The organism is Paenarthrobacter sp. PH39-S1, assembly GCF_030063245.1.
Classification (GTDB): Bacteria; Actinomycetota; Actinomycetes; order Actinomycetales; family Micrococcaceae; genus Arthrobacter_M.
In genome coordinates, this window is sequence record NZ_JASISR010000007.1 from 105,718 (window position 1) to 128,104 (window position 22,387).

18 protein-coding genes are annotated in these 22,387 nt (G+C 59.4%); 8 read left to right on the forward strand and 10 right to left on the reverse strand.

The genetic code is table 11. The features are described from left to right. Positions 1 to 4 precede the first annotated feature (4 nt). The 6 genes from gyrB to dnaA form a co-directional block, all read right to left on the reverse strand. On the reverse strand, positions 5 to 2,005 hold the full coding sequence (gene gyrB / locus QMG52_RS06575) for a DNA topoisomerase (ATP-hydrolyzing) subunit B (RefSeq protein WP_283559662.1): 2,001 nt from the start codon (positions 2,003 to 2,005) through the stop codon (positions 5 to 7). Positions 2,006 to 2,462: 457 nt separating this feature from the next. Next, a complete protein-coding gene (locus QMG52_RS06580) occupies positions 2,463 to 2,999 on the reverse strand; it encodes a DciA family protein (protein ID WP_283559626.1) in 537 nt (178 codons plus the stop codon). Continuing rightward, on the reverse strand, positions 2,989 to 4,209 hold the full coding sequence (gene recF / locus QMG52_RS06585) for a DNA replication/repair protein RecF (protein WP_283559627.1): 1,221 nt from the start codon (positions 4,207 to 4,209) through the stop codon (positions 2,989 to 2,991). The genes QMG52_RS06580 and recF overlap by 11 nt, the downstream gene beginning before the upstream one ends. Before the next feature lie 22 nt (positions 4,210 to 4,231). Further along, positions 4,232 to 5,128, reverse strand: coding sequence for a phosphogluconate dehydrogenase (NAD(+)-dependent, decarboxylating) (gene gnd, locus QMG52_RS06590; protein ID WP_283559628.1), 897 nt, complete (start codon positions 5,126 to 5,128; stop codon positions 4,232 to 4,234). Positions 5,129 to 5,196: 68 nt separating this feature from the next. Next, entirely contained in the window at positions 5,197 to 6,318 is a 1,122-nt protein-coding gene (gene dnaN, locus QMG52_RS06595) for a DNA polymerase III subunit beta (RefSeq protein ID WP_283559629.1), read from the reverse strand. Between the two features lie 513 nt (positions 6,319 to 6,831). After that, on the reverse strand, positions 6,832 to 8,238 hold the full coding sequence (dnaA, locus tag QMG52_RS06600; protein ID WP_283559630.1) for a chromosomal replication initiator protein DnaA: 1,407 nt from the start codon (positions 8,236 to 8,238) through the stop codon (positions 6,832 to 6,834). 463 nt (positions 8,239 to 8,701) lie between these two features. Between dnaA and rpmH the strand changes: the two genes are divergently transcribed. From rpmH to QMG52_RS06640, 8 genes are all read left to right on the forward strand, one after another. After that, positions 8,702 to 8,839 (forward strand): 50S ribosomal protein L34, encoded by a 138-nt coding sequence (gene rpmH, locus QMG52_RS06605; RefSeq protein ID WP_196395440.1) that lies wholly within the window; start codon positions 8,702 to 8,704, stop codon positions 8,837 to 8,839. Between the two features lie 67 nt (positions 8,840 to 8,906). Next, the gene (rnpA, locus tag QMG52_RS06610; RefSeq protein WP_283559631.1) at positions 8,907 to 9,296 is read left to right on the forward strand and encodes a ribonuclease P protein component; all 390 of its coding nucleotides are present in this window, start codon (positions 8,907 to 8,909) and stop codon (positions 9,294 to 9,296) included. A 38-nt stretch (positions 9,297 to 9,334) separates the two neighbouring features. Beyond that, positions 9,335 to 9,736, forward strand: a complete 402-nt coding sequence (yidD, locus tag QMG52_RS06615; RefSeq protein ID WP_283559663.1) for a membrane protein insertion efficiency factor YidD — start codon at positions 9,335 to 9,337, stop codon at positions 9,734 to 9,736. 15 nt (positions 9,737 to 9,751) lie between these two features. Beyond that, positions 9,752 to 10,717, forward strand: coding sequence for a membrane protein insertase YidC (gene yidC / locus QMG52_RS06620; RefSeq protein WP_283559632.1), 966 nt, complete (start codon positions 9,752 to 9,754; stop codon positions 10,715 to 10,717). Continuing rightward, positions 10,717 to 11,262, forward strand: a complete 546-nt coding sequence (locus QMG52_RS06625) for a Jag family protein (protein WP_283559633.1) — start codon at positions 10,717 to 10,719, stop codon at positions 11,260 to 11,262. The genes yidC and QMG52_RS06625 overlap by 1 nt, the downstream gene beginning before the upstream one ends. Positions 11,263 to 11,322: 60 nt before the next feature. After that, positions 11,323 to 11,961, forward strand: a complete 639-nt coding sequence (gene rsmG / locus QMG52_RS06630) for a 16S rRNA (guanine(527)-N(7))-methyltransferase RsmG (RefSeq protein WP_283559634.1) — start codon at positions 11,323 to 11,325, stop codon at positions 11,959 to 11,961. Between the two features lie 298 nt (positions 11,962 to 12,259). Continuing rightward, a complete protein-coding gene (locus tag QMG52_RS06635; protein WP_502920460.1) occupies positions 12,260 to 13,225 on the forward strand; it encodes a ParA family protein in 966 nt (321 codons plus the stop codon). Between the two features lie 85 nt (positions 13,226 to 13,310). Further along, positions 13,311 to 14,327 (forward strand): ParB/RepB/Spo0J family partition protein, encoded by a 1,017-nt coding sequence (locus QMG52_RS06640; RefSeq protein WP_283559636.1) that lies wholly within the window; start codon positions 13,311 to 13,313, stop codon positions 14,325 to 14,327. 3,150 nt (positions 14,328 to 17,477) lie between these two features. On the opposite strand, the gene trxA is transcribed toward QMG52_RS06640, so the two are convergent. The 4 genes from trxA to murJ form a co-directional block, all read right to left on the reverse strand. Next, entirely contained in the window at positions 17,478 to 17,804 is a 327-nt protein-coding gene (trxA, locus tag QMG52_RS06645; RefSeq protein ID WP_283559637.1) for a thioredoxin, read from the reverse strand. A 61-nt stretch (positions 17,805 to 17,865) separates the two neighbouring features. Next, positions 17,866 to 18,846: a thioredoxin-disulfide reductase gene (gene trxB, locus QMG52_RS06650; protein WP_434621729.1), complete on the reverse strand. Its 981-nt coding sequence runs from the start codon at positions 18,844 to 18,846 to the stop codon at positions 17,866 to 17,868. Between the two features lie 106 nt (positions 18,847 to 18,952). Then, on the reverse strand, positions 18,953 to 20,548 hold the full coding sequence (locus QMG52_RS06655) for an ABC transporter substrate-binding protein (RefSeq protein WP_283559639.1): 1,596 nt from the start codon (positions 20,546 to 20,548) through the stop codon (positions 18,953 to 18,955). A 113-nt stretch (positions 20,549 to 20,661) separates the two neighbouring features. Continuing rightward, entirely contained in the window at positions 20,662 to 22,386 is a 1,725-nt protein-coding gene (gene murJ / locus QMG52_RS06660) for a murein biosynthesis integral membrane protein MurJ (protein WP_283559640.1), read from the reverse strand. Between the last annotated feature and the right edge of the window lies 1 nt (position 22,387).

Sequence of the window (22,387 nt, forward strand, 5' to 3'; positions counted from 1 at the left end):
AGCCCTAGATATCGAGGAACCGGACGTCCTTGGCGTTCTGCTGGATAAAGTTCCTCCGTGACTCGACGTCCTCTCCCATCAGAATGGAAAAGACCTGATCCGCCGCGGCTGCATCTTCCATGGTGACCTGAAGCAGGGTGCGGTGATCCGGGTCCATGGTGGTATCCCAAAGTTCCGTGTAGTCCATCTCACCGAGGCCCTTGTAACGCTGGATCCCGTTATCCTTGGGAATACGGCGTCCGTTGGCAAGCCCGTTAGCCATCACGGCATCGCGCTCACGGTCGCTGTAGACGTAGTCATGCGGAGCATTGGTCCACTTGATCCGGTAGAGCGGGGGCTGTGCCAAGTACACGTAGCCGTTTTCAATCAGCGGGCGCATGTAGCGGAACAACAGCGTCAGCAGGAGCGTGGTGATGTGCTGGCCATCCACGTCGGCGTCGGCCATCAACACGATCTTGTGGTACCGCGCCTTGAGAACGTCAAAGTCCTCACCAATTCCGGCACCAAAGGCTGTGATCATGGCCTGTACCTCAGCATTGCCGAGGGCACGGTCAAGCCGTGCACGCTCGACGTTGAGGATTTTTCCGCGCAGCGGCAGGACGGCCTGGGTCGTTGGATTTCGGCCACGCACTGCCGAACCGCCGGCCGAGTCGCCCTCGACAATATAAATCTCGGAAAGTGATGGATCCTTGGACTGGCAGTCCTTAAGCTTTCCGGGCATTCCGCCGGATTCCAACAGACCCTTGCGGCGCGTGCTTTCCCGGGCCTTGCGCGCAGCTAGCCGTGCCTGGGATGCCTGGATTGATTTACGGATCACATCCCGGGCCGGTCCGGGGTTCCGCTCCAACCAGTCGCCAAGACCGTCCGTCACCACGCGTTGAACAAATCCCTTAACCTCGGAGTTACCCAGCTTTGTCTTGGTCTGGCCCTCAAACTGCGGCTCGGACAGCTTAACTGAAATAACCGCCGTCAAGCCCTCGCGGATATCGTCTCCGGTGAGATTTTCATCCTTATCCTTTATGATGTTCTTCTCACGCGCATAGCGGTTGATCAGCGAGGTCATGGCGGCACGGAACCCTTCTTCATGGGTACCGCCCTCATGGGTGTTGATCGTATTCGCGTAGGTATGGACACTCTCCGAATAGGCGGTGGTCCACTGAAGTGCCAGTTCAACGGCCATCTTCCGGCTCGAATCCTCGGTTTCGAACGCGATGACATCCTCATGGATCACATCGACCTTCTTCGAGGAATTCAAGTACTTCACATAGTCGAGCAGCCCCTCGTTGTACTGGTAGACCACTTGGCGGGGCCCCGCGGTTGCCTGGCTGCCAGTGCCGAGGGAGTCCAAATCAAGATCTTCCACGTCCGAGACCGGCACACTGGCGCGGCGCTCATCCGTGAGCGTGATCTTCAGCCCTTTGTTGAGGAAAGCCATCTGCTGGAAGCGGGCGCGCAAAGTCTCGAAATCGAAGGCGGTGCTTTCAAATATGGTCGGATCGGCATAAAACGTCTGGGTGGTCCCCGTGTCCTGGGTTTCCTCGCCCATGACCAGACTGCCCTGGGGCCTCCCGCCTTCAACGAATGTCATCCGCCAGACATGGCCCTGCCGGCGAACCTCGGTATTGACCCGCTCCGAAAGCGCGTTAACCACCGAAATACCAACACCGTGCAGACCCCCGGAGACCGCGTAGCTACCGCCGCCAAACTTTCCTCCGGCGTGCAGGATCGTCATCACAACTTCGACGGTAGGCTTGCCCTCCGTTGGATGGATATCCACCGGTATCCCGCGGCCATTGTCGACGACCTTGACGCCGCCGTCTGCCTGCAGGGTTATCTCGATGTGATCGCAGTACCCGGCCAATGCCTCATCGACCGAATTGTCCACCACTTCATACACCAAGTGGTGCAGTCCTCGGGGGCCGGTGGAGCCGATGTACATTCCGGGGCGTTTACGGACTGCTTCGAGGCCCTCCAGGACAGTGATATCGCTGGCACCGTATTCCATCGGGTGGGCCGGAGTGCGATGGTTGTTCTGCGAAACCACTTGGTCGGCGCGGGTCACTGCATCTTCTGTCGCCGTCGCCGTATTCTCCGTGTCCGTCACGTGGTCCGTATTCTCCGGATTGCTGGTAGTCACAGGCGCGTTCGACCCCTCTATTCTTCGTTTGTGGCTGAGGATACGGTCTGTCCGGGCGATGAACCCGGTTCGGGCCGCTCCAGCAGCAAACACATTCCTAGGTCCGCCGTTTCATGTGAGCCCATGGCCCGAGCAGTCTCCGGCGTCCCGTGTTTCGTTCAATTCTACCTTGCCGGCATGCCAATGCATGTACGAATAGGGTCTGAGAGGCCGAAAAAGCAGGGCAGGAGACTATTTCGGCGCCTTCGTCGAGGGGATATACGCAATGGGGCCCTTCCGCCGTCCTGTATGGCGTTTTTGCCGCGGACGTTTCAGCCTGGGTTACCTACCCATAGGTGTCACGGGGCCCGCGTCCTTTGACTGTCCTGTAACCCTTGCGCCAATTTGGAGCAGCCGGCGCCAGCACCTGGATCTTCGTTACGACGCCGGTCCCAAGCTCGGCATCGAAGCGCGCCAGCAGTGAGGAACTCAGCAGCCTCAGCTGAGTGGCCCAACTGGTTGAGTCACAACGAACCTGCAAGGCGGTGCCGGTAAAACTCTCCGGCTGGCAATGGGCCGAGATATCCGGGCCCACCAACGTATTCCACTGCGCCATCACCGAACCAACCGCTACGGGGGAGGACCAGCCCCGTTCGCTGATCAAACGATTGACCACGTTTCCCAATCCCAACGGATCGCGGCCGGAATCCTTGATATCCAGGAAGGAGCGCCGCTTGGATTTTGGCTTGTCAGGTGGACGGCGGCCCGGGGCCAGCCGTATTTCGCCGCGGTTGGCGGCAGCGGCACGCATTCGATTCAATGCCGCCTGCGCCGCATCAATCCCGGTGGGCTGCTTGGCCGGATCCGGATCCTCATCCTTCATCGACTACTACTCCTCCAGGAATCACACGGATCTGCGCACCCGAAAGCTCCGCGGGAATGTCCGCGTCCACTGCGGCCGTTACCAGGACCTGTTCTGCCCCTGCCACGATTGATGCCAGTTTTCTGCGCCGCTGGACATCCAGCTCGGCAAAAACGTCATCCAGAATCAAAATCGGTGCGTTGCCTTCCACCTGTGCATCTTCCAGGAGAACATAATACGAGGCCAGCCGCAGCGACAGCGCGACGGACCACGTTTCACCGTGTGATGCATAGCCCCTTGCCGGTGCGCACCCCAATACGAGTTCCAGTTCATCCCTGTGGGGCCCCACCAGGGACAAGCCACGTTCCAGCTCGCGTCGCCGCGATGCGGCGAAACTCTGCACATACTTCAGCGTCAGTTCTTCGATGGACAATCCGGCCAACCCTCCCACTGCCCGTGGCTGCGGCGCTTCCGTCCCGCTGTCCTCTGCGGTGTTCCCGTCGTCGGAGAGGTTGTCCTCCAGCGTTGAGCGGTACTGCGCACTCAGTTCCTTGGATCCGTCGGTCAGCTGGCGATATGCCGCAGCTAAATGTGGTCTTAGTCTTTCGATCAGTTCAAGCCGGGCCGCCAGCAGGGCGGCGCCGGCAGATGCCATTTGCTGATCCCAGACATCCAGCGTTGTTTCGTTGGCCGCACTCACTCCAGACCGTGAAAAGTGCTGGCTTCTCGCGGACTTCAGCAAGGCGTTGCGCTGCTTGAGCACCCGTTCGTAGTCACTACGGGTGGCGGCATGCCGCGGCAGTAGAGTAACCAGCAGTTCATCGAGAAAGCGCCGTCTGTTCCCCGGATCCCCCTTGACCAGGGACAGATCCTCGGGCGCGAAAAGCACCGACCTGCAGATGCCCAGGACATCGCGGGCCCGGACCGGATTGGCCCGATTGATTCGTGCCCTATTCGCCCGCGACGCATTGATCTCAACCTCGATGCTGACCGCCTGCTGACCGCGTACGAGTCTGGCCCGGATAATGGCCCGTTCACTGCCGAAACGCAACAGCGGTCCGTCAGAACTGACCCGGTGGGAATTGAGCGTGGAAAGATAACCCACGGCCTCCACCAGATTGGTCTTGCCAAAACCGTTGGCTCCGATAAGAACGGTAATGCCGGGCTCCAGCAGTAGTTCGACCTGTTCGTAGCTGCGGAAATCGGTCAGGGACAGGTGCTGCAGATACACGCCGTGCTCAGGTTCCCGTCCCTTAGGACGACGCCGGTTTGGCCGCTTTGGTGGCGTGCCCGCCGAACTGATTGCGCAGCGCAGAGACCATTTTCATGGCCGGGGAATCGTCCTGACGGGAGGCATAACGGGCGAAGAGCGCCGCCGTGATGGCGGGGGCAGGAACGGAGTTCGAGATAGCCTCCTCCACTGTCCACCGGCCTTCACCGGAATCATCAACAAAACCGGCAATTTTGGCGAGTCCGGGGTCCTCTTCCAACGCCTTGACCATCAGATCCAACAGCCAGGAGCGCACGACAGTACCTTTCTGCCACGCCGCGAATGTCCCGGGCACATCCTTGATGATGTCCTTGGCCATCAGCAGCTCATAGCCTTCTGCATAAGACTGCATCAATCCGTATTCAATTCCGTTGTGTACCATTTTGGCGTAGTGTCCGGCACCGACATCGCCCACATGGACAAAACTTTCTGAACGGGTTCCTTCGGGCCGCAGGGCATCGAAGATCGGCATGGCTGCGTCGACGTCGGCGGCTTCCCCGCCGGCCATTAGCCCATAGCCGTTTGCCAGGCCCCAGACTCCGCCGGAAACTCCACAGTCGACGAACCTGATCCCCTTTTCGGCCAATGAGGCCCCGTGCTTTTGATCTTCGGTGAAACGGGAATTTCCACCGTCGATGATCATGTCACCGCTCTCCAACAGGCCTGATAGTTCATTGACGACGGCGTCCGTAACGTCGCCTGCTGGAACCATCACCCAGATGATCCTCGGGGTCGGCAAGGCCTTGACCAGTTCCGCCGGTGTGGGAACATCGGTTACTTCGGGGTTCCGGTCGTATCCGGTGACGTCAATGCCGGCATCCCGGAGGCGGGCCCTCATATTGAAACCCATTTTTCCAAGACCGATGAGACCGATATGCACGGTATTTCTCTTTTCTGGAGGTGATAACTGCTGTTGGTTCAGGGCGGGTGACAACCATCCCGGTGCTGTCAGCTGGGCAACCGGACGGGCATCACCAAGTATCGGTAGTCATCGTTATCCGCACCGTCGAGTTCTGCCTGTGCGGTAATCATCGCCGGTTTAGGCGCCGAGGTGAAGGAGAATCTGACAAATTTACTGTCAAAGGCACTGAGTCCTTCACTGAGATAATGCGGGTTGAAGGCAACGGTGATGTCCTCGCCCAGCAGGGAAGCCTCCAGAGCCTCGGAGGCCTGGGCGTCTTCACCGGTGCCAGCGTCGAGACTGAGCTGCCCATCGGTGAAGGCCAGCCTGACCGGAGTATTGCGCTCGGCTACCAGGGACACTCGACGTACGGCCTCGGCCAAAGCGCTCGTCCCCACGGTGGCATGAATCGGCGTGTTATCCGGGAAAAGCGAACGGATCTTTGGATAGTCGCCGTCGATCAGGAGGGACGTCGTCCGCCGGCCACCGCTTTCAAAGCCAATAAGTTCACTGTTGTCAGACAAGGCAATGTTCAAATCGCCGGAACCACCAAGGGTCTTGGCCACTTCATTGAGCGTTTTGGCCTTGACCAGCGCACTGGTCGAAAGGCCGGGAACAGCGGGCCGCCAGCGTACCTCACGCAACGCGAGCCTGTACCGGTCGGTTGCGAGCAAGGTGATCAGGTCATCTTCAATTTCCATCTTGACCCCCGTCAAGATGGGCAGCGTGTCGTCTTTGCTGGAAGCAATGATGACCTGTGAAACAGCCTGGGCAAAAGCCTCCCCAGATACGGTGCCGCTGATGTTCGGCAACGCAGGCAATTCGGGATAGTCAGCCACCGGCATTGTTGTCAGGTTGAATCGACTGCTCCGGCAGCTGAGCGTGACTTTCGCTCCGTCGGTTTCGATTGCGACTGGGGCGGAGGGGAGGCTTCGGCAGATGTCCGCCAGCAGACGGCCAGAGACCAGTATGGTTCCTTCTTCGGCGATGTCGGCGGGAATTTCCAGTCGGGCGGAAATTTCGTAATCAAAACTGGCGAGGCTGACAGTGCCTGCCTCGGCTCTGAGCAATAATCCGGACAGGACCGGGACGGGGGGCCGCGGAGACAAGGACCGGGCTGTCCAACTGACGGCCTCGGCCAGGACATCCCGTTCAACTCGGAACTTCACGGAAGGGTGCCGCCTTTCATCCTAAAATTTATCGTCGCAAAGTGAGCCAGCAGAACGCCGGTCGATGCAGATCCGGCAAGGGCGCAGGGCCCGGGCATAAAAGAATTCGGACCGGAATTCCGACGGCCGGAAGGACCTGGTTGGAACTACACGTCTGAACTTCATGCTTGCAGACAGCTTAGCGCCTTGGCCAGCCGGCGAATGCATCCTTGGGTGGCTCTGCGATCGAGGGTTGGAGCAGTAGGTAAGTGTTGTTTAGAAGAACACAGTTTTTAGGATTCGTAGTGTTAATAACTGTTGTGGATACTGTGGATAACTCTGTCTGGAAGCGGCCCTCCGGGGATGTCCCCTGTGCAAAGGTTGTGTACCAAATGCAGCCGAGGTTCAGGTGCCGGTGGACAACTTTCCTTGTAGTTCCGGGGATTCACAGGGTGCGCAGAGTTGTGCACCGGCAAGGTGCAGTTATCCCCGCAGTTATCCACAGACATATCCACAGTGGCTTTTGTGACCTGACTATCCCTCGCGCTGTTGCTGCTTGATCCGGTTGGTCAGTTCCGTGACCTGATTGTAAATGGCCCGTCGTTCGGCCATCAGTTCCCGGATTTTCCGGTCAGCGTGGATAACCGTTGTGTGGTCACGTCCGCCAAGCTCCTGACCGATTTTGGGCAGTGACATGTCTGTAAGCTCGCGGCATAGGTACATGGCGATCTGGCGCGCAGTGACAAGGGTCCTGGTCCGTGACTTGCTGCAGAGCTCTTCCAGCGAAAGGTTGAAGTAGGCAGACGTCTGTCCAAGGATGGCCGTTGCCGTGATTTCCTGTGCACCTTCATCGGTTATCAGGTCCTTGAGTACAATTTCCGCCAAGGCAACGTCCACCGGCTGGCGGTTAAGGCTCGCGAAGGCGGTAACCCGGATCAGGGCCCCCTCAAGTTCGCGGATGTTCGTGGAGATTTTGGAGGCGATGTATTCCAGTGCATCATCAGGGGCCGAGAGCCCCTCCCCTATGGCCTTTTTACGCAGAATGGCGATGCGTGTTTCCAGCTCGGGCGGCTGGACATCCGTCAGCAGGCCCCATTCGAAGCGGGACCGCATCCGTTCCTCAAAGCCGGAAAGCCGCTTCGGCGGCAGATCCGAGGTAATGACGACCTGCTTATTGTGATTGTGCAGGGCGTTAAAGGTGTGGAAGAACTCTTCCTGGGTGGCATCCTTATTCGCCAGGAACTGGATGTCATCGATGAGGAGGATGTCTACGTTCCGGTAGAGCTGCTTGAAGCTCGCCCCCTCATCATCACGGATCGAATTGATGAAATCGTTGGTGAATTCTTCTGAATTTACGTACCGCACACGGATCCCGGTATAGAGGCGGCGGGCGTAGTGGCCGATCGCATGCAGAAGATGGGTCTTGCCCAGTCCGGAATCACCATAAATGAACAGCGGGTTATATGCCTTGGCCGGCGCCTCGGCGACGGCGACGGCGGCAGCGTGGGCGAAGCGGTTTGACTGGCCGATCACGAAACTATCGAACACGTATTTCGGATTCAGGCGTCCGAACTCCTGCGAGGTGCTGGGCAAAGTGGGTGCGGGTTTGGTCTCCGGTTCGCGGCGGACCACGATCTGTTCCTGGGGCTCTTCTTCTGCTTGAACAGGCATCAGGTCAGCGTTGATACTGAAGGCACACAGGATGTCATCGGAAAAGACCTCGCGGAGGGCATGCTCCAGGGCCCGTTTGAGCTGCGTCTGCAGCACCTCGCGGGTAAGTTCATTGGGGACGGCGACCAACAATGTGGTCCCGATCAATCCCAAGGGCTGTGCCAGGAAGACGAATCCCCGCTGCCGGGGCGTGACATGGTCGTTTTGTTCCAGGATCCGGACGACTCGGCGCCATGAGCTCCCGACATCATTAATCTCGTCAGTGCTCATTCGTACGCCTGCTCATTTTTTCCTCGTGATCTTCGGTTACGCGGTGTGGTTCGTCGCTGCGCGAAGTCTGCACAGTGCTGCTGCGGAACGGTCATCCACAGAGTTATTCACAGCCGGTGGATAACTTGCCACTGGGCTAGCCTAAGGGATGGAAACGGCAGAAGATAGCAGGGAAAGACCTTGTGGATAATTCTCACAGTGCGGCAGCCCAGGTGCTTGAAAGCCGGTGCCCGGGGGTCCGCATTGAGCTTTCTCGGCCTACGGCAACCCAAGGCTTGGACCAAGCGCCATTTGACTGCAGGGTACCGGATGACCTAACGTGGTGAAGTCCTTTGTGTCTACTATGTGCCGTCTGGCATGCGCCGATATTTGGCGCCGGTGGGCACCTGATTCTTCGCGTCGGCCTGTTCTTCCCCTGTATTACGGGCAAGGCGCATCTTTGATTGTCTTGGAGTAACCCAACGTGAGCAAGCGGACTTTTCAGCCGAATAATCGCCGTCGTGCCAAGAAGCACGGCTTCCGCCTTCGTATGCGTACCCGCGCAGGCCGTGCCATCCTTTCGGCACGCCGCGGCAAGGGCCGCATCGAACTGTCGGCCTAATCCACAACACCGGACTTTTGTCTAATACCGTTTTGTTGAATCCGATCCACCCGCAGTTGATCTGACGGTGCTAGCCACCCGAAATCGATTACGGGCCTCGGCCGACTTCTCGAATACAGTACGTTCCGGCGTCCGCAACGGACGCCGGAACTTAGTGTTATATGCGGCGCTTTCCGCCGCGGATGAACCGACGAAGGTCGGGTTCATCGTGGCGAAGACTGTAGGGAACGCTGTTGCACGGAACCTCGTTAAGAGGAGACTAAGAGAAGCCGCGGCAGCAACTGTGCGTCAGAATCCCGCCGGCCTCAATATTGTAGTCAGGGCACTGCCTGTGTCGGCCGGGTCTTGTTGGCCGGAGTTGGTGAAGGATTATCAGAATGCCTGCCTCAAAACGCTCGACCGGCTGGCCGCCGGAAGGGTAGCGGCGCCGGACAAGGAAGGGAATAACACGCCATGACATTCAGTGGTGCTGTTCACTCCCCGTCCGTCCCTCCGATGTACCGGTGGCAACTGCCGGCTTCCGGATCCCGGCGCCGGCTTATCCTGTTTCTGGGTCATTTAATCTGGAATCTGCCGCGCGACCTATTGATTCTGCTGCTGACCCTGTACCGAAAACTGATTTCGCCGCTGTACGGACCTGTCTGTAGGTTCTTCCCTTCATGCTCCGCCTATGCCTTGGAAGCCGTTCTGCTGCGCGGCGCGGTACAGGGCAGCTGGCTGGCGGGGCGGAGACTTCTGCGATGCCACCCATGGAATGCAGGAGGCGTAGATCACGTCCCCGGCGCCCCGCACTCGCACGGCACCGATCCCGCTGCGGTCCCGTACATAATCCAACTGAACCATCCAGACGAGTTTCTAGCTGTTGAGTCAGACGCAGAAGGCCGTGAAGCGGCTTGAGGAGAATAGAAAAGAATGTTTGATTTCTTCGGGACAATCCTGGCGCCATTCAAATGGGTGGTGTCATGGATCATGGTGGTCTTCCATGATGGGCTGACCAGCATTGGACTACCGTCCTCCTCTGGCTGGACCTGGACCCTTTCCATCATCGGCTTGGTGCTGGTGATCCGCGCCGCCCTGATACCCGTCTTCGTGAAACAGATCAAGGCCCAGCGGGGCATGCAGGCCCTGCAGCCGGATATGAAGAAGCTACAGGCCAAGTACAAGGGCAAGACCGATCAGCTCTCCCGCCAGGCAATGGCGCAGGAACAGATGGCCCTGTACAAGGAACACGGGACCAACCCGTTCTCGGCATGTCTGCCGATGCTGATCCAAATGCCATTCTTCTTCTCGCTCTTCCAAGTGTTGTCCGGCGTATCCAAGGCAGCCACCCAGACGCAGGAAGGAATCGGCGCGCTCAGCCATCAGCAGGTGCTGCAGTTCGACCAGGCGCAGATCTTCGGTGCGCCCCTTTCCTCTGCGTTCCTGCCCCAGGTGCAAAACGGCGACGTCAACGTAGCCGTCGTCGTACTTTCGATCATCATGATCCTCGCCATGACTGCCTCACAGTTCATTACGCAGAAGCAGATCATGTCCAAGAACATGTCCGAAGACGCCATGGCGAGCCCGTTCATGAAGCAGCAGAAAATGATGCTTTATGTCCTGCCGCTGGTGTTCGGCGTCGGCGGCATAAACTTCCCCATTGGTGTCCTTATCTACTGGACCACCACGAACCTGTGGACCATGGGTCAGCAATTTTTCGTGATCCGCAAGATGCCGACGCCCGGCTCGCCGGCCTACCGCGAGTACCAGCAGCGCCGCGTGGCGAAGGGGTTGCCGCTGCTGAGTGCCAGCAGGAAAGCGGAACCAATCGTCGAGGAAATTGTTGAGCCCACCGGCCAGCGCCAACAACCGCAGCGCAAGAACAGGAAGAAGAAGTAATGACTGCCGATAGCCCCGCCGAGCTTGCCCCCGATGATGCCGCTCAGGCCTCCGACGCAGCACTCAGTACGGGTGTAAGCCGGCTCGACGAGGAAGGCGACGTCGCCGCGGACTACCTTGAAGAGTTGTTGGACATTGCAGATATAGATGGAGATATTGACATTGAAGTCCGCAACGGGCGGACATATATTTCGATTGTCTCCGATGAGGAAAGTTCCAAACTGCAGTCACTGGTCGGCGACGGCGGCGAGGTTCTGGAAGCGCTGCAGGAACTGACCCGGCTCTCGGTGCTATCGGCGACCGAGAGCCGCTCCCGGCTGGTGCTCGATATTTCCGGCTACCGGCTGGAGCGCAATGGTGAGCTGGCGAAGCTGGCCCAGAACGCCGTCGAACTCGTCAAGGATAACGGGCAGCCCGTTTCGCTTGCCCCCATGGGGGCCTACGAGCGCAAGATTGTCCACGACGCCATTGCGGAGCTGGGTTTCATCAGTGAATCAGAGGGCGAAGGTACCGATCGCCACATTGTGGTCTCCGCGGCGCAGTGACGTTGGTTTGTTCGATGCCATTCCGGGCGCCGGGTATGGTGCAGGTCCGAGGAGATATTTGTGGTTGAACTGAACGGTGCCGAAACTATTGCCGCCGAAAAAATTTTTGGCGCGCGGTTGGGGATTGCCGAACGGTTCGTCGAGCATCTGGCAACGTCCGGCATTGAGCGCGGGCTCATTGGTCCGCGAGAGGTTCCGCGATTGTGGAGCAGGCATGTGCTTAACTGCGCTGTCGTGACCGAGCTGATAGCCGACGGCGCCAGGGTTGCCGACGTCGGCAGCGGGGCAGGACTTCCGGGCCTGACGTTGGCGCTGGCGCGTCCGGATCTCCAGGTCACCCTGATCGAGCCGCTGGAGCGGCGCGTGACGTGGCTCGAGGAAGTGGTAATGGATCTCGGGCTGGATAACGTGGAAATCATGAGGGCGCGGGCCGAACAGGCGCTCGGGAGGGTTACGTGCGACGTTGTGACTGCCCGCGCCGTGTCTGCACTCAACAAGCTGGTGGGTCTGACAATCCCCTTACTGGACGGGGACGGAGAGCTGCTTGCCATCAAGGGACGAAGTGCCCAGGAGGAGTTGGATAAAGCAGCCAAGGCCATCCGCAAGTTAGGCGGCGTGCAGACGAGCGTTGTAACAGCCGGAGTCGGCATTTTGGACGAGCCGACGACGGTCGTGAGAATTCGGGTTTCGAAGAGGTAGAACGTCGTTCTCCAGTGGGGCACGGCTTGCGCGTCCCGCCGTCCAGGACAGGGACCGGATCCGCTGCACATCAGGGTTGGCCGCACATGAGGGCTCGCCAGACTGCCGTTTCTCCGCCGGGTTTGTCTACTGCAGCGGCTAGGCTAGAGAACGGCAAGCACAGCTTTATGAAAGTGAGAGTGTCATTGTGATCAGCAGCGAAGCGGCTTCGCGGCGCATCCCGCCCTTTGTATCCTTGGGCTCGGCACGCTCGGGGTCACAATCGGTCACCGCACAGACAAAAGCGGCCAGCCAGTTCATGAAACAACCATTTAAGGTTGATAAACGCAGCGGTGGTTCTGTTTCACGTGAAACCGTCATTGAACCACCAGCTGGCGCGATGGACAACATGGACGAGGGCAGTCCTATTGCGCGCCAGCTCGTCAGCGAAACAAAGCGGCGCGAGCGGCTGTTGGGCCGTAGTTTGCCGAAGCCCAGGAAGACCCGGATCATGACAGTCGCCAACCAAAAGGGCGGTGTCGGCAAGACGACTACGACGGTGAACATTGCCGCCGCCTTGGCCTCGGCCGGCCTGAAAGTCCTCGTTGTGGACATCGATCCGCAGGGCAATGCTTCGACCGCTCTGGGAGTGGAGCACCACGCAGATGTGGACAGCATCTATGATGTCCTCATCAATGATTTTGCGCTAGCTGACGTTGTTGCACCCTGCCCGGATATTGTCAATCTGATCTGTGCTCCCGCCACTATTCATTTGGCCGGCGCGGAAATTGAACTGGTATCTCTGGTGGCACGCGAGCAGAGGCTGCGGCGGGCTTTGGATGCGTATGCCCAGCACCGCGAGATGTCCGGGGAAGAACGACTGGACTACATTTTTGTTGACTGCCCCCCTAGTCTCGGTCTCCTCACCGTTAATGCCTTTTGTGCTGCCAACGAGGTGCTCATACCTATCCAGTGCGAGTACTACGCCTTGGAGGGCCTTAGTCAGCTACTGAATAACATTGAAATGATACAAAAGCATTTGAACGGTGAATTGGAAGTATCCACGATCCTGCTGACAATGTACGATGGGCGGACCAACCTGGCTGCGCAGGTCGCCGCGGATGTCCGGGAACATTTTCCGGATCAGGTTCTCAAGGCGGTTGTTCCGCGATCTGTACGGATATCCGAGGCGCCCAGTTATCAGCAGACAGTAATGACTTACGATCCGTCCTCGACCGGCGCATTGTCTTATCTGGAAGCCGCGGCAGAGATAGCTGAACGCTAGACTCTCTTCTATCGCCGGCACTAAGACTTCACCAGAACAACATGGCCCGATGCTCGTTGGGCCTTTCCAGCGGAGGGATCTGTCCATGACCGAAAAACGTAGGGGACTCGGACGAGGTTTGGGCGCGCTTATCCCCAACTCGGCCGCAGCGGACGGGGGCGCCAGCGGGTCTGCGCAGTCCGGATCACGGCCCGTAGACCTATTCTTTCCTGAAGCCACCATGAAAAAGGTCTCCCGGTCCGCTGTTTCACGTGAAACAGCGGAGGCGCAGGGATTAATGGAGGTCCCCGGGGCGCGGTTTGCCGAGGTGCCCATCACCGACATCCACCCGAACCGTAAGCAGCCGAGGACCACCTTCGATCAGGACGAAATGGACGAACTGGTCCACTCCGTGACGGAAGTCGGAGTGCTGCAACCCATCGTGGTTCGTACGTCCTCCGAAAAAGGCGGTGAGCCATACGAACTGGTGATGGGTGAACGTCGCTGGCGCGCTTCGCAACTCGCGGGACTGGAGTCCATTCCGGTCATTATTCGGGACACTACCGACGATAATCTGTTGCGGGATGCGCTGCTGGAGAACCTGCACCGAAGTCAGCTGAATCCCCTGGAGGAAGCGGCGGCATACCAGCAGCTCCTCGAGGATTTCGGGACAACACATGAAGAGCTAGCGGACCGCATTGGTCGTTCCCGCCCGCAGGTGTCCAATACGCTCCGCCTGCTTAAACTACCGGCCGTGGTTCAGCGCCGGGTTGCCGCAGGTATTATCTCCGCTGGGCATGCGAGGGCGCTGCTTGGCCTGCCGGACGCAGTGGCTATGGAGCGGATGGCGCAGCGGATCGTCGCGGAGGGAATGTCGGTACGCGGAACCGAAGAGGCTGTAACTCTTTATCAAGCCCCGGACGCGGATGGCCGCGTTCCAGCACCGAAGACCAGTCCCCGTCACGAACGCCTTGACTACTTGGCCACTTCTCTTTCGGACAAGCTTGATACAAACGTGAAGATCACGCTTGGAGCCCGGAAGGGAAAGGTCAGCATCGAATTTGCCTCCGTAGAGGATCTTAACCGGATTATGGACGTTTTGGCGCCCGGAGCGAGCTCCTAGCAATACGTCTACCTGGTCTCTCTCTCAGGCCGGGCCTTAGTGTCAGCTGATGGTCCGACGATATGAGGCTGCTCCGGCTCTCGGAGATGTGTCGCAACGTCCTTTTGTTCCTTAGTCGAAATATTAAAGGATGCCGCAGGGTCCGCTCCCCGCCGCCATTTCAGACGTCAGCGGGCGTGTCAGGCTTCTCCAGGATCGATTCTAAGCCATGTCCAGCATGCCCGTTTGGCATCCCGCGCGGCGTGTTTCGGCCCCATCTGGTCCCCCGGTGGGCAGCAAAACAGGACAAAGGGTACTGTTGACGCGCTCCCACAAGGACGAGCTCTAGCGCGGAACGTCTAGCCGCTGGGCACCTGCCTCGTACCAGAGACGGAGATGCCGCATCTGCCGTAAATGTTATAGCGCGCGAAAAAGGAGGAAGCAACGGAGGTTTTTGTTGCTGTAGGATGGGTTGCTGTAGGACGGGTGGATTCGTGCGCCCAGCGTCAGCGGGCCGATCTCCCGGTTGGGGTCGCTGCGTCCTGGGTTCGAGCCGATGTTTCACGTGAAACAAGCGTCCGTTGTCCGGGGTCCCCATTCAGACGACGTGAATAGTCAGACCGTTTCACGTGAAACGCGCTGGCGGTGGCGGTTGCTTGTGGCGATGCCGATGGCGGAAGAGGTACGCGCGGATGTCTTAAATAGGCACGTAGGCCCCAGTCTGGCGTGCTTTCTGTTCACAAGAAGGGGTCGCCGGCTTGGTTCGCGCCCAACGGCCCTTGGAGCACAAAGATTGCGATGGTGCAGGGGGGAATGCCTCGCCGGTTTCGAGGGTTGCGGACGTCACCGATGTAGCGGATGCTGGCCGTTGCTGGGTATCCGCCGCGGCAGGCCCACTTGAATCCGGGAGCGATATTGCGGGCAATTAGGAAGGTCGGTGCCACTGCTGATTCGTGGACGATGATTGGGGCCTTCATAGGGGCGACAGTGTTGATGTCTGGATATCCGGTAAGTATGGACACCTGGCAGTCATCGCCTAATGGTTGTGGCAGTTATTCGTCTTGGGAGCGCCCATCGAGGCACCGCCCATCGAGGCCCCGCCCATCGTGGCCGCGCTGCGATATTGCCCCTGCGGTTCTCTCCGGGGTTTCTGCAGTCGTACAATTTGGAGATTACTTGGATGCAAACAGGTCTTTATTGATAGTTTTCGGGCACATGGAGCCCGCAGGATCATCGCTACAGTGAGCACATCAGACCGTTTCACGTGAAACGGATCAAGCCGTTTCACGTGAAACCGAAATTCACCGTCAGGAGGTCTTCCAAGCTTGGAGAGGAAGGATGGGCGAGTCGTGCAGACGGACATGGCAGGCACGTAGCCGAGCTCCCTGGGTGATTCTCTCCGCATTAATCAACTCGGATTGCCAAAAGCGATTCTTCGAACGAGGGGATTCGCGGCGTACCAGCAGATTAAAATTAACATTGCCCCCGTCGCCCGTGAATCGTCCTACGCCCTCATCACGCGGCTGGCGTCCTCCAGGGACTGAAAGTGCGCGAAGGGCAGCTATAGCTTCCGGCGTGTACTGCTACCACCACGTGGTTTCACGTGAAACAGCGAGCCCCCAGGCAGCCGAGGCGGCAGGGAATGCGGGAACGACGCCGGCTCTGTCTTACTGGCTCTATTTAGGGGAGCTGGGGAATAGGGGCAGACTCTGAAACAACCGGCAGCGAGGACATAGTCGAGTTCACCCTCCATCCGTAAATAAGTCGGTGCTGACGCCTCGGAGACGTCCCTTAGATGCATGTTCCCGCCGTCGGAGAGGTCCTTTGGGAACACGGCTGTAGGGGCTTCTAAGGGCTGATTGGACTGCGTCGGGCGCCCATACCCTCTTTGGTGTTCTGCGTCCGTCGCGTCGCTCTCTGTCGGCCCAGGAGGCGGTACCGTACAGTCCCGCGTCCGTCGCGGTGCTCTCCGCGGTCCTAGCTGGCGGTAACCTACCGTCCTGCGTCCGTCGCGGTGCTCTCCGCGGTCCTAGCTGGCGGTAACCTACCGTCCTGCGTCCGTCGCGGTGCTCTCCGCGGTCCTAGCTGGCGGTAACCTACCGTCCTGCGTCCGTCGCGGTACTCTCCATCGCCCCAAGAGGGGCTTTCCTGCTGTCGTCCTGCACCACATCAACAAGGATGGAACTACGGAAACGTTAGGGGAAAATCGGGAGCGCGTGGACCTGCGGGTAGTATTATCGGGCTGGCTCCCGCTGCAACGCAGATTGAAGACGCGACCGTTGGCCGGCTCGGAAAGCTCATGTTGGCATTTGCTCGTGCAGCGACAGGCGCCAATTTCTGAGAAGCTGCGTTGCACCAGCCAAGAAGGCGTCGTGCGCCGGAGCGGGCGCCCTCCTGAAAGATACGGCAAAGGTGGCGGCGCGAACGCACAACTAAGGTCTGGGGTTTGCGGACGAAGCGGTGGCGCCGGAGTCGGAGCCGTTCCGTGATCACCAGCAGCGAGCCCGTTCGCTTCGGTCGTTTCACGTGAAACGAAACTACCGGCCAACGCGCCTCGGACGATGCCAGGCCGTGAACCAGCACACCGGGCATCCAGAACCCAACGGATGCCGCTAGCCTCCAGACCGGCATTTTCGGGCTGCCCGTTGCGGCTGGGCGTGGGGCGGAGGGCCCGATGGGTTTCCTCAGGAACGATTCTGAGCACCGAATAGTCGACGAACGCAATCGCTGCAAGCTCCATCACGTTTCCCATGAGCGCTTTTCCCACGAGCACTCCCTGGCTGGGTCACGGTTCGGCGGCGTTATTGGGTTCCACCTTCGGATATGCACTGTACCTGATCCGGCCCGGTGCAGGGCCAAGTGAAGTGGCGGTTCCACCGTCGCCGGGAGACATCGGAGTTGTTGTCCGGAATCAAAGCAATTCGTCTGGTCCGCAAACAACTGTCCGCAACAATTGTCCGCAACAATTGTCCGCAAACAAGTGTTCACAAACGGCCGTTCACAAACGGCTGTTCACGAACAAAAGAAGCCGGCGCGGACTGCCCATCACATCGGGTCACTCCGCACCGGCTCCCTAAAGTCCGTTTGCCTTTGTCCGGCCGCCGTCCACCAGGCGCTGCCGAACCCCGTCTCCAGCTGAAACTTCTTTAGCTGAAATTTCTCTAGCGGAAATTACTGCAGGTAGTCGGCAAATTCCTTCTCAAAGTATTGTTTCGGCCGGGCACCAATGACGGTGCTTTTCACTTCACCGGCCTGGAACAAATAGACAGCAGGGATGGACGTTATGCCGTACTGGGCTGCAATGGCCGGGTTTTCGTCGATGTCCACCTTGACCACATCGATCTTGTCCGCGTAGTCAACCGAGATCTGATCCAGGATCGGTCCCAATTTTCGGCAAGGTCCGCACCATTCGGCCCAAAAATCGACAATTACGGGCCTGTCAGCGGAAATGACGTCTGCCTGGAAGGTTGCATCGGTGACACTCTTGGCATTGCTCATGGCATCCTCTTTCTGATTCGGACGGGTATTACGTTTAAGTTTTCAGGAGTCGAGTAAGTTTTCAGGAGTCGAGGTCGGAGAGGAAGTGCTCCACGTCCAGGGCAGCCGCACACCCTGAGCCGGCCGCCGTGATGGCCTGCCGGTAGGTCGGATCGATGACGTCCCCGGCGGCAAAGACGCCGGGGACACTGGTCTTGGACGATCGGCCGTCGACGGCTATGGTTCCGGCCGCGGTCAGGGTCAGTTGGTCCTTGACGAGGTCAATCCTTGGGTCGTTGCCTATGGCAACGAAAACTCCCGTTACGGCAAGGGGGCTCTTCACTCCGGTAACGAGGTTGTTCAGGCGCAGACCCGAGACCTTGGTTTCGCCGTCGACACCAACAACTTCTGAGTTCCAGATAAAGCTGATCTTCTCATTTTGCAGAGCCCGATCCTGCATGATCTTGGACGCACGCAGGGTGTCCCTGCGGTGAACGACGGTCACGGTGCGGGCAAACTTTGTCAGGAACAGAGCTTCCTCCATGGCCGAGTCACCGCCACCGATGACGGCGATGTCCTGGTCCTTGAAGAAGAAACCGTCGCACGTGGCACACCAGCTGACTCCGTGGCCGGACAGGCGCTTTTCATCGGGCAGTCCCAGCTCCCGGTACGCGGAACCGGTCGAGATGATCACGGAGCGGGCAGCAAACACCTGACCGTCTCCAAGTGTGATGGTCTTCACCTCGCCAGCAAGGTCAAGTGTTGCTGCGTCCTCAAACATGATCTCGGTGCCGAACCGCTCGGCCTGCTTTTCGAACTGTTCCATCAGGTCAGGACCCATGATGCCGTCGGGGAATCCGGGGTAATTTTCCACGTCAGTGGTGTTCATCAATTCACCGCCGGCTGTGACCGAGCCAGCGATCAGTAACGGCTTCAGGTTGGCGCGGGCAGTGTAGACGGCAGCGGTGTAACCAGCCGGGCCGGAACCCACAATGATGACATCCCGAACCTCTGGGGCCGGACTTGCTTTGGTGTTCACGGGTCGGAGAACCTCTTCCTGCATAGATGGGCCCATTTGGGGTGGGCTTGCCACCATCACAACTGATTCGTGGCGGACCTTATTCCAGATGGGTTGCGGACGCTGCCACAGATTATGTGCGCAACCGCGCCTACTTGATAACGATTTCCGCGATCTTCACACCGTACGGATACGTTTGGAACGTCTGCTGCTTGGGCAGCTGGGTAAAGCTGATGATGACGTACTGTGCCTTCGTGCCTTGCGGCGCGCTGAGGGTGATGCTGGGAGCCGTGAAGCTGCCGGTACCGATCTCAGTGGCACCGTCCAGCGTCGGTGTGGTGTTGGTCAGCAGCTTGAAGCTGCCGCCGGACCCGCCGAGCTGGGCCAGTGCCACCGTGCTGATATCTGCGGCTGCCTTTAACGTGACAACGAGATTGATGCTGGACGTTAGCCCGGCGAACGTGTCATTGGAGAATTCCAGTGTCTGCCAGAAGGTAGCAGGGTTGCCGTCAAAAGTGGTGGGAAGTTTGTTGTCGAATTCCTGGCCCAAGGTGGGGGCATCCGGACTCAAACGGGCAACCGAAGCGATGGCCGGAACAACCGCCGGTGTGGCTCGCGCAGAGGGAGAACCGGCACCCGTGGCGGAGGAACTGGCCGAAGCCTGCTGTTGCGAGTGGGACGATGCCGGAGCAGCGCTCTGATTGCCGCCGAACCAACTGCCGAGGTTGGTCACGGCCAGAATCAGTGCGGCGACGATGATGATTGAGACGACGCCACCGACAAGCCAGCGCCCGCTCGTCCGCGGAGCGTTGGCCGCGTCGTCATCCTCCTCGGCATTTTCATCGAATTCGACGCTAGCTTCCCGTGCGGAAGCGGGGAAGCTAGACGGCGCACGGGCGGCTCCCGATGACCTCGCCCCGGTGCCCGTGGCGGACTCGGCGGCGTGCTCGTGGTTAAGGAACCCGTAGTCCTCTTCGGACCAGAGGGTCACCTTGGGAGCTAAGGGCTCCGGCGGTGTTGCGGGCTCCTTAGCCGGCGGTGCTACGGGCTCTTTTACGAGCGGCGCAGCCGACGTCCCCTGTTGAGCGTGGCTGGCGGTGGCAGGAGGGGCTGACGAGGCGGGCTGCCGGCGGGGGGCCTTGATCGAGGTGGGACGCACCACGGGCGGCGCGGGACGTTCCGAGGGAGCAGCCGCTGGCTGCTGCGGGGGAACGGCGCCCGTGGCTTTCCCGCCCATCGCGGATGAGGCCGGAGCGGACCTGGTAGCGGCCTCGTCCTGCTCCCGGGACGCGGACGCAGGGGTGGAGGCACCGGGCTCTACAGGGGAATCATCCTCGTAGACATAGTCATATCCGTCGGCGCTGTCGGGCGATTCAGCCCGGGGTATGCCGAAGATTTCGTTTCCCAGCGTGTCGGTGAAGAGGGGCTCGACAAAAGGCTCGGTCGGAACCACCAGATCAAGGAGCTCCGCCGCAGCGCTCTTGTTGGAAATCAGATAAGTGGCGCCATCGCTGGTGCCCAGATCCAGGATCTGCAGATTCGCATGTCTTTCTCCCGTCGCCACCTCACGGGCACCAATAGTGAGGTTCCCGGCATGACCGGGGCCTGCCACCAGAATACTGACGGGTCGGTTCAGGACCTGATCAACGCCGTCCAGCACGGTATCGTGCTCGGCGGTGACCAGGACATGAGCGGTCACTTTGTAGCGTCCGCCGAGGACAGAGCCCACGTCAACGGATTGTGACACCGCATCCTCCTTCAAAGACCAGCGGCGCCCACGCGCCGGAAGGCGGCGCAGGGCGTATCAGCTTCCGATCCTATCGGATCAACCCGGTAGGTTCCGATATGATGTCCCGGCATCTACCGGCGCACGGGCACCCGTCCACGGAATCTGGCCAACAAAGGGTTAAGGAAATCGGCCAGTTCAGAGACCTTGAAGACCTTTAGCACGGCCAGGTAGGTCACCGCCATGACGAGTCCGACGACGGCGAGCGTCACCGCAGCGGTCACGATTGAATGCCAGGAAAAGCCATTCAGGTCAAATCCGCCTAGGGCCCACAACACTGCTGCGCCGAGAATTCCCGCAGCAGCAGCGGCTCCCGCAAACCTCAGATGAGAACGGAAAATGCCAGCCGTTCCGTAGTTACCCAGTCGGGACCGCAGAAACAGATGGCTTACGGCTACGGCGAGTATATTGCCCAGCGTGTAACTCAGGGCGAGGCCAAAAATGATGACGTCTTTGGGTAGGAATGCTGCCGCAACCGCTGTGCCGACACCGAAAATGATCAGCAGGCACTGAATGATGAATGGTGTCTTGGCGTTCTCGGAGGCGTAAAAAACCCTGTTCATCATGAAATTCGCGCTCAAAAAGGGTGAGCCGACCGCCAGGATGGCCAGCGTGATGGCGATATTCAAGGCGGTCTGCCGGTTGCCGCCGCTGAACAGCATGCCGAAGGGGCCCGAAAGCACCAGCAGTGCGACGGCACCGAAGACGGTGGCGACACCGATGGTCCGCAGTCCCTGCGAGAGAAAGGTGCGCACGCCGTCGTCGTCCTTGTCGGCCGCAGCTCGGGCAATTCTGGTGAACAGCACCGTGGCAATCGAGAGCGCAACCACCGAGTGAGGCAGAATGTACACCTCGGTGGCGCGGCTGAGCTCAAAATTGCCCGCGATCGGCGTCCCGTTGCCTTCATCTGTCTGAGCGGCCGTGGCAATCGTGGCAACATAGCCGATCAGCAGGAACGTGAGATTACCGATCACCATGGTCCCCATGGTCCAGGCTGCGATCTTGCCCGTGGCCTTGAGCCCCACGCCGCGCCAGCCGAACCTGGGCCGCAGTCCCAGACCGAGCCTTTTCAGCGGCCAGAGCAGCACCAAAGATTGGAGCACAATCCCGAGCGTGGCAGAACCGGCCAGGATCAGCGTCTGGGTTGATGTCCAGTTTTCGACAGAGTGCGGGGAGAAGGCGTTGCTGCCGGCAACGGCGATGAACGTCACCAGCCCGGCGATGGCGATGATGTTGTTCACGACCGGGGCCCAAGCGTAGGCCGCAAAGGTGCCGTGCGCGTTGAGGACCTGACCCAACAGCGAGTAGAAGCCGTAGAAGAATATTTGCGGCAGGAGCAAGGCGGCGAAGGCGGTGACCAGCGAGAGCTTTTGTTCCGTGAAGTCAGTGGTCAGCATCATGACGGGACGGGCGACAGCGGTGAGCAGCACGGTGACGGCCAACAGGAGAATCACGGCGAGCGTGAGGATCCGGGAAATGAAGTCCGCTCCGCGGTCAGGTCGCTTGCTGGCCTTGACGATCTGAGGGATAAGCACGGCGTTGAACACTCCGCCGGCCACCAAGAGATAAATGATGTTGGGCAGGTTGTTGGCCGCATCAAAAATGCTGGCGACCGGTGAGCCGCCCACCGCAACGCCCAGGATCATGCCCTTGACGAAGCCGAGGACGCGGGAGGCAAGCGTACCAGCGGCCATGTTGGCGCTGGAACGGGCCATCGTGGGAGCAGTGAGAATGCCCGTGCCGGACGCTGGGGGGATGGCGGGACCGGAGGACGGATCCGTTGCTTCTTGCTTAGTCATC

What these genes read in the sequence shown, in the direction of transcription:
- gyrB (WP_283559662.1), bottom strand. Translation starts at nt 2,005, where the DNA reads ATGGAATACGGTGCCAGCGATATCACTGTCCTGGAGGGCCTCGAAGCA.
- QMG52_RS06580 (WP_283559626.1), bottom strand. Translation starts at nt 2,999, where the DNA reads ATGAAGGATGAGGATCCGGATCCGGCCAAGCAGCCCACCGGGATTGAT.
- dnaA (WP_283559630.1), bottom strand. Translation starts at nt 8,238, where the DNA reads ATGAGCACTGACGAGATTAATGATGTCGGGAGCTCATGGCGCCGAGTC.
- yidD (WP_283559663.1), top strand. Translation starts at nt 9,335, where the DNA reads ATGTACCGGTGGCAACTGCCGGCTTCCGGATCCCGGCGCCGGCTTATC.
- yidC (WP_283559632.1), top strand. Translation starts at nt 9,752, where the DNA reads ATGTTTGATTTCTTCGGGACAATCCTGGCGCCATTCAAATGGGTGGTG.
- QMG52_RS06625 (WP_283559633.1), top strand. Translation starts at nt 10,717, where the DNA reads ATGACTGCCGATAGCCCCGCCGAGCTTGCCCCCGATGATGCCGCTCAG.
- QMG52_RS06635 (WP_502920460.1), top strand. Translation starts at nt 12,260, where the DNA reads ATGAAACAACCATTTAAGGTTGATAAACGCAGCGGTGGTTCTGTTTCA.
- QMG52_RS06640 (WP_283559636.1), top strand. Translation starts at nt 13,311, where the DNA reads ATGACCGAAAAACGTAGGGGACTCGGACGAGGTTTGGGCGCGCTTATC.
- trxA (WP_283559637.1), bottom strand. Translation starts at nt 17,804, where the DNA reads ATGAGCAATGCCAAGAGTGTCACCGATGCAACCTTCCAGGCAGACGTC.
- trxB (WP_434621729.1), bottom strand. Translation starts at nt 18,846, where the DNA reads ATGCAGGAAGAGGTTCTCCGACCCGTGAACACCAAAGCAAGTCCGGCC.
- murJ (WP_283559640.1), bottom strand. Translation starts at nt 22,386, where the DNA reads ATGACTAAGCAAGAAGCAACGGATCCGTCCTCCGGTCCCGCCATCCCC.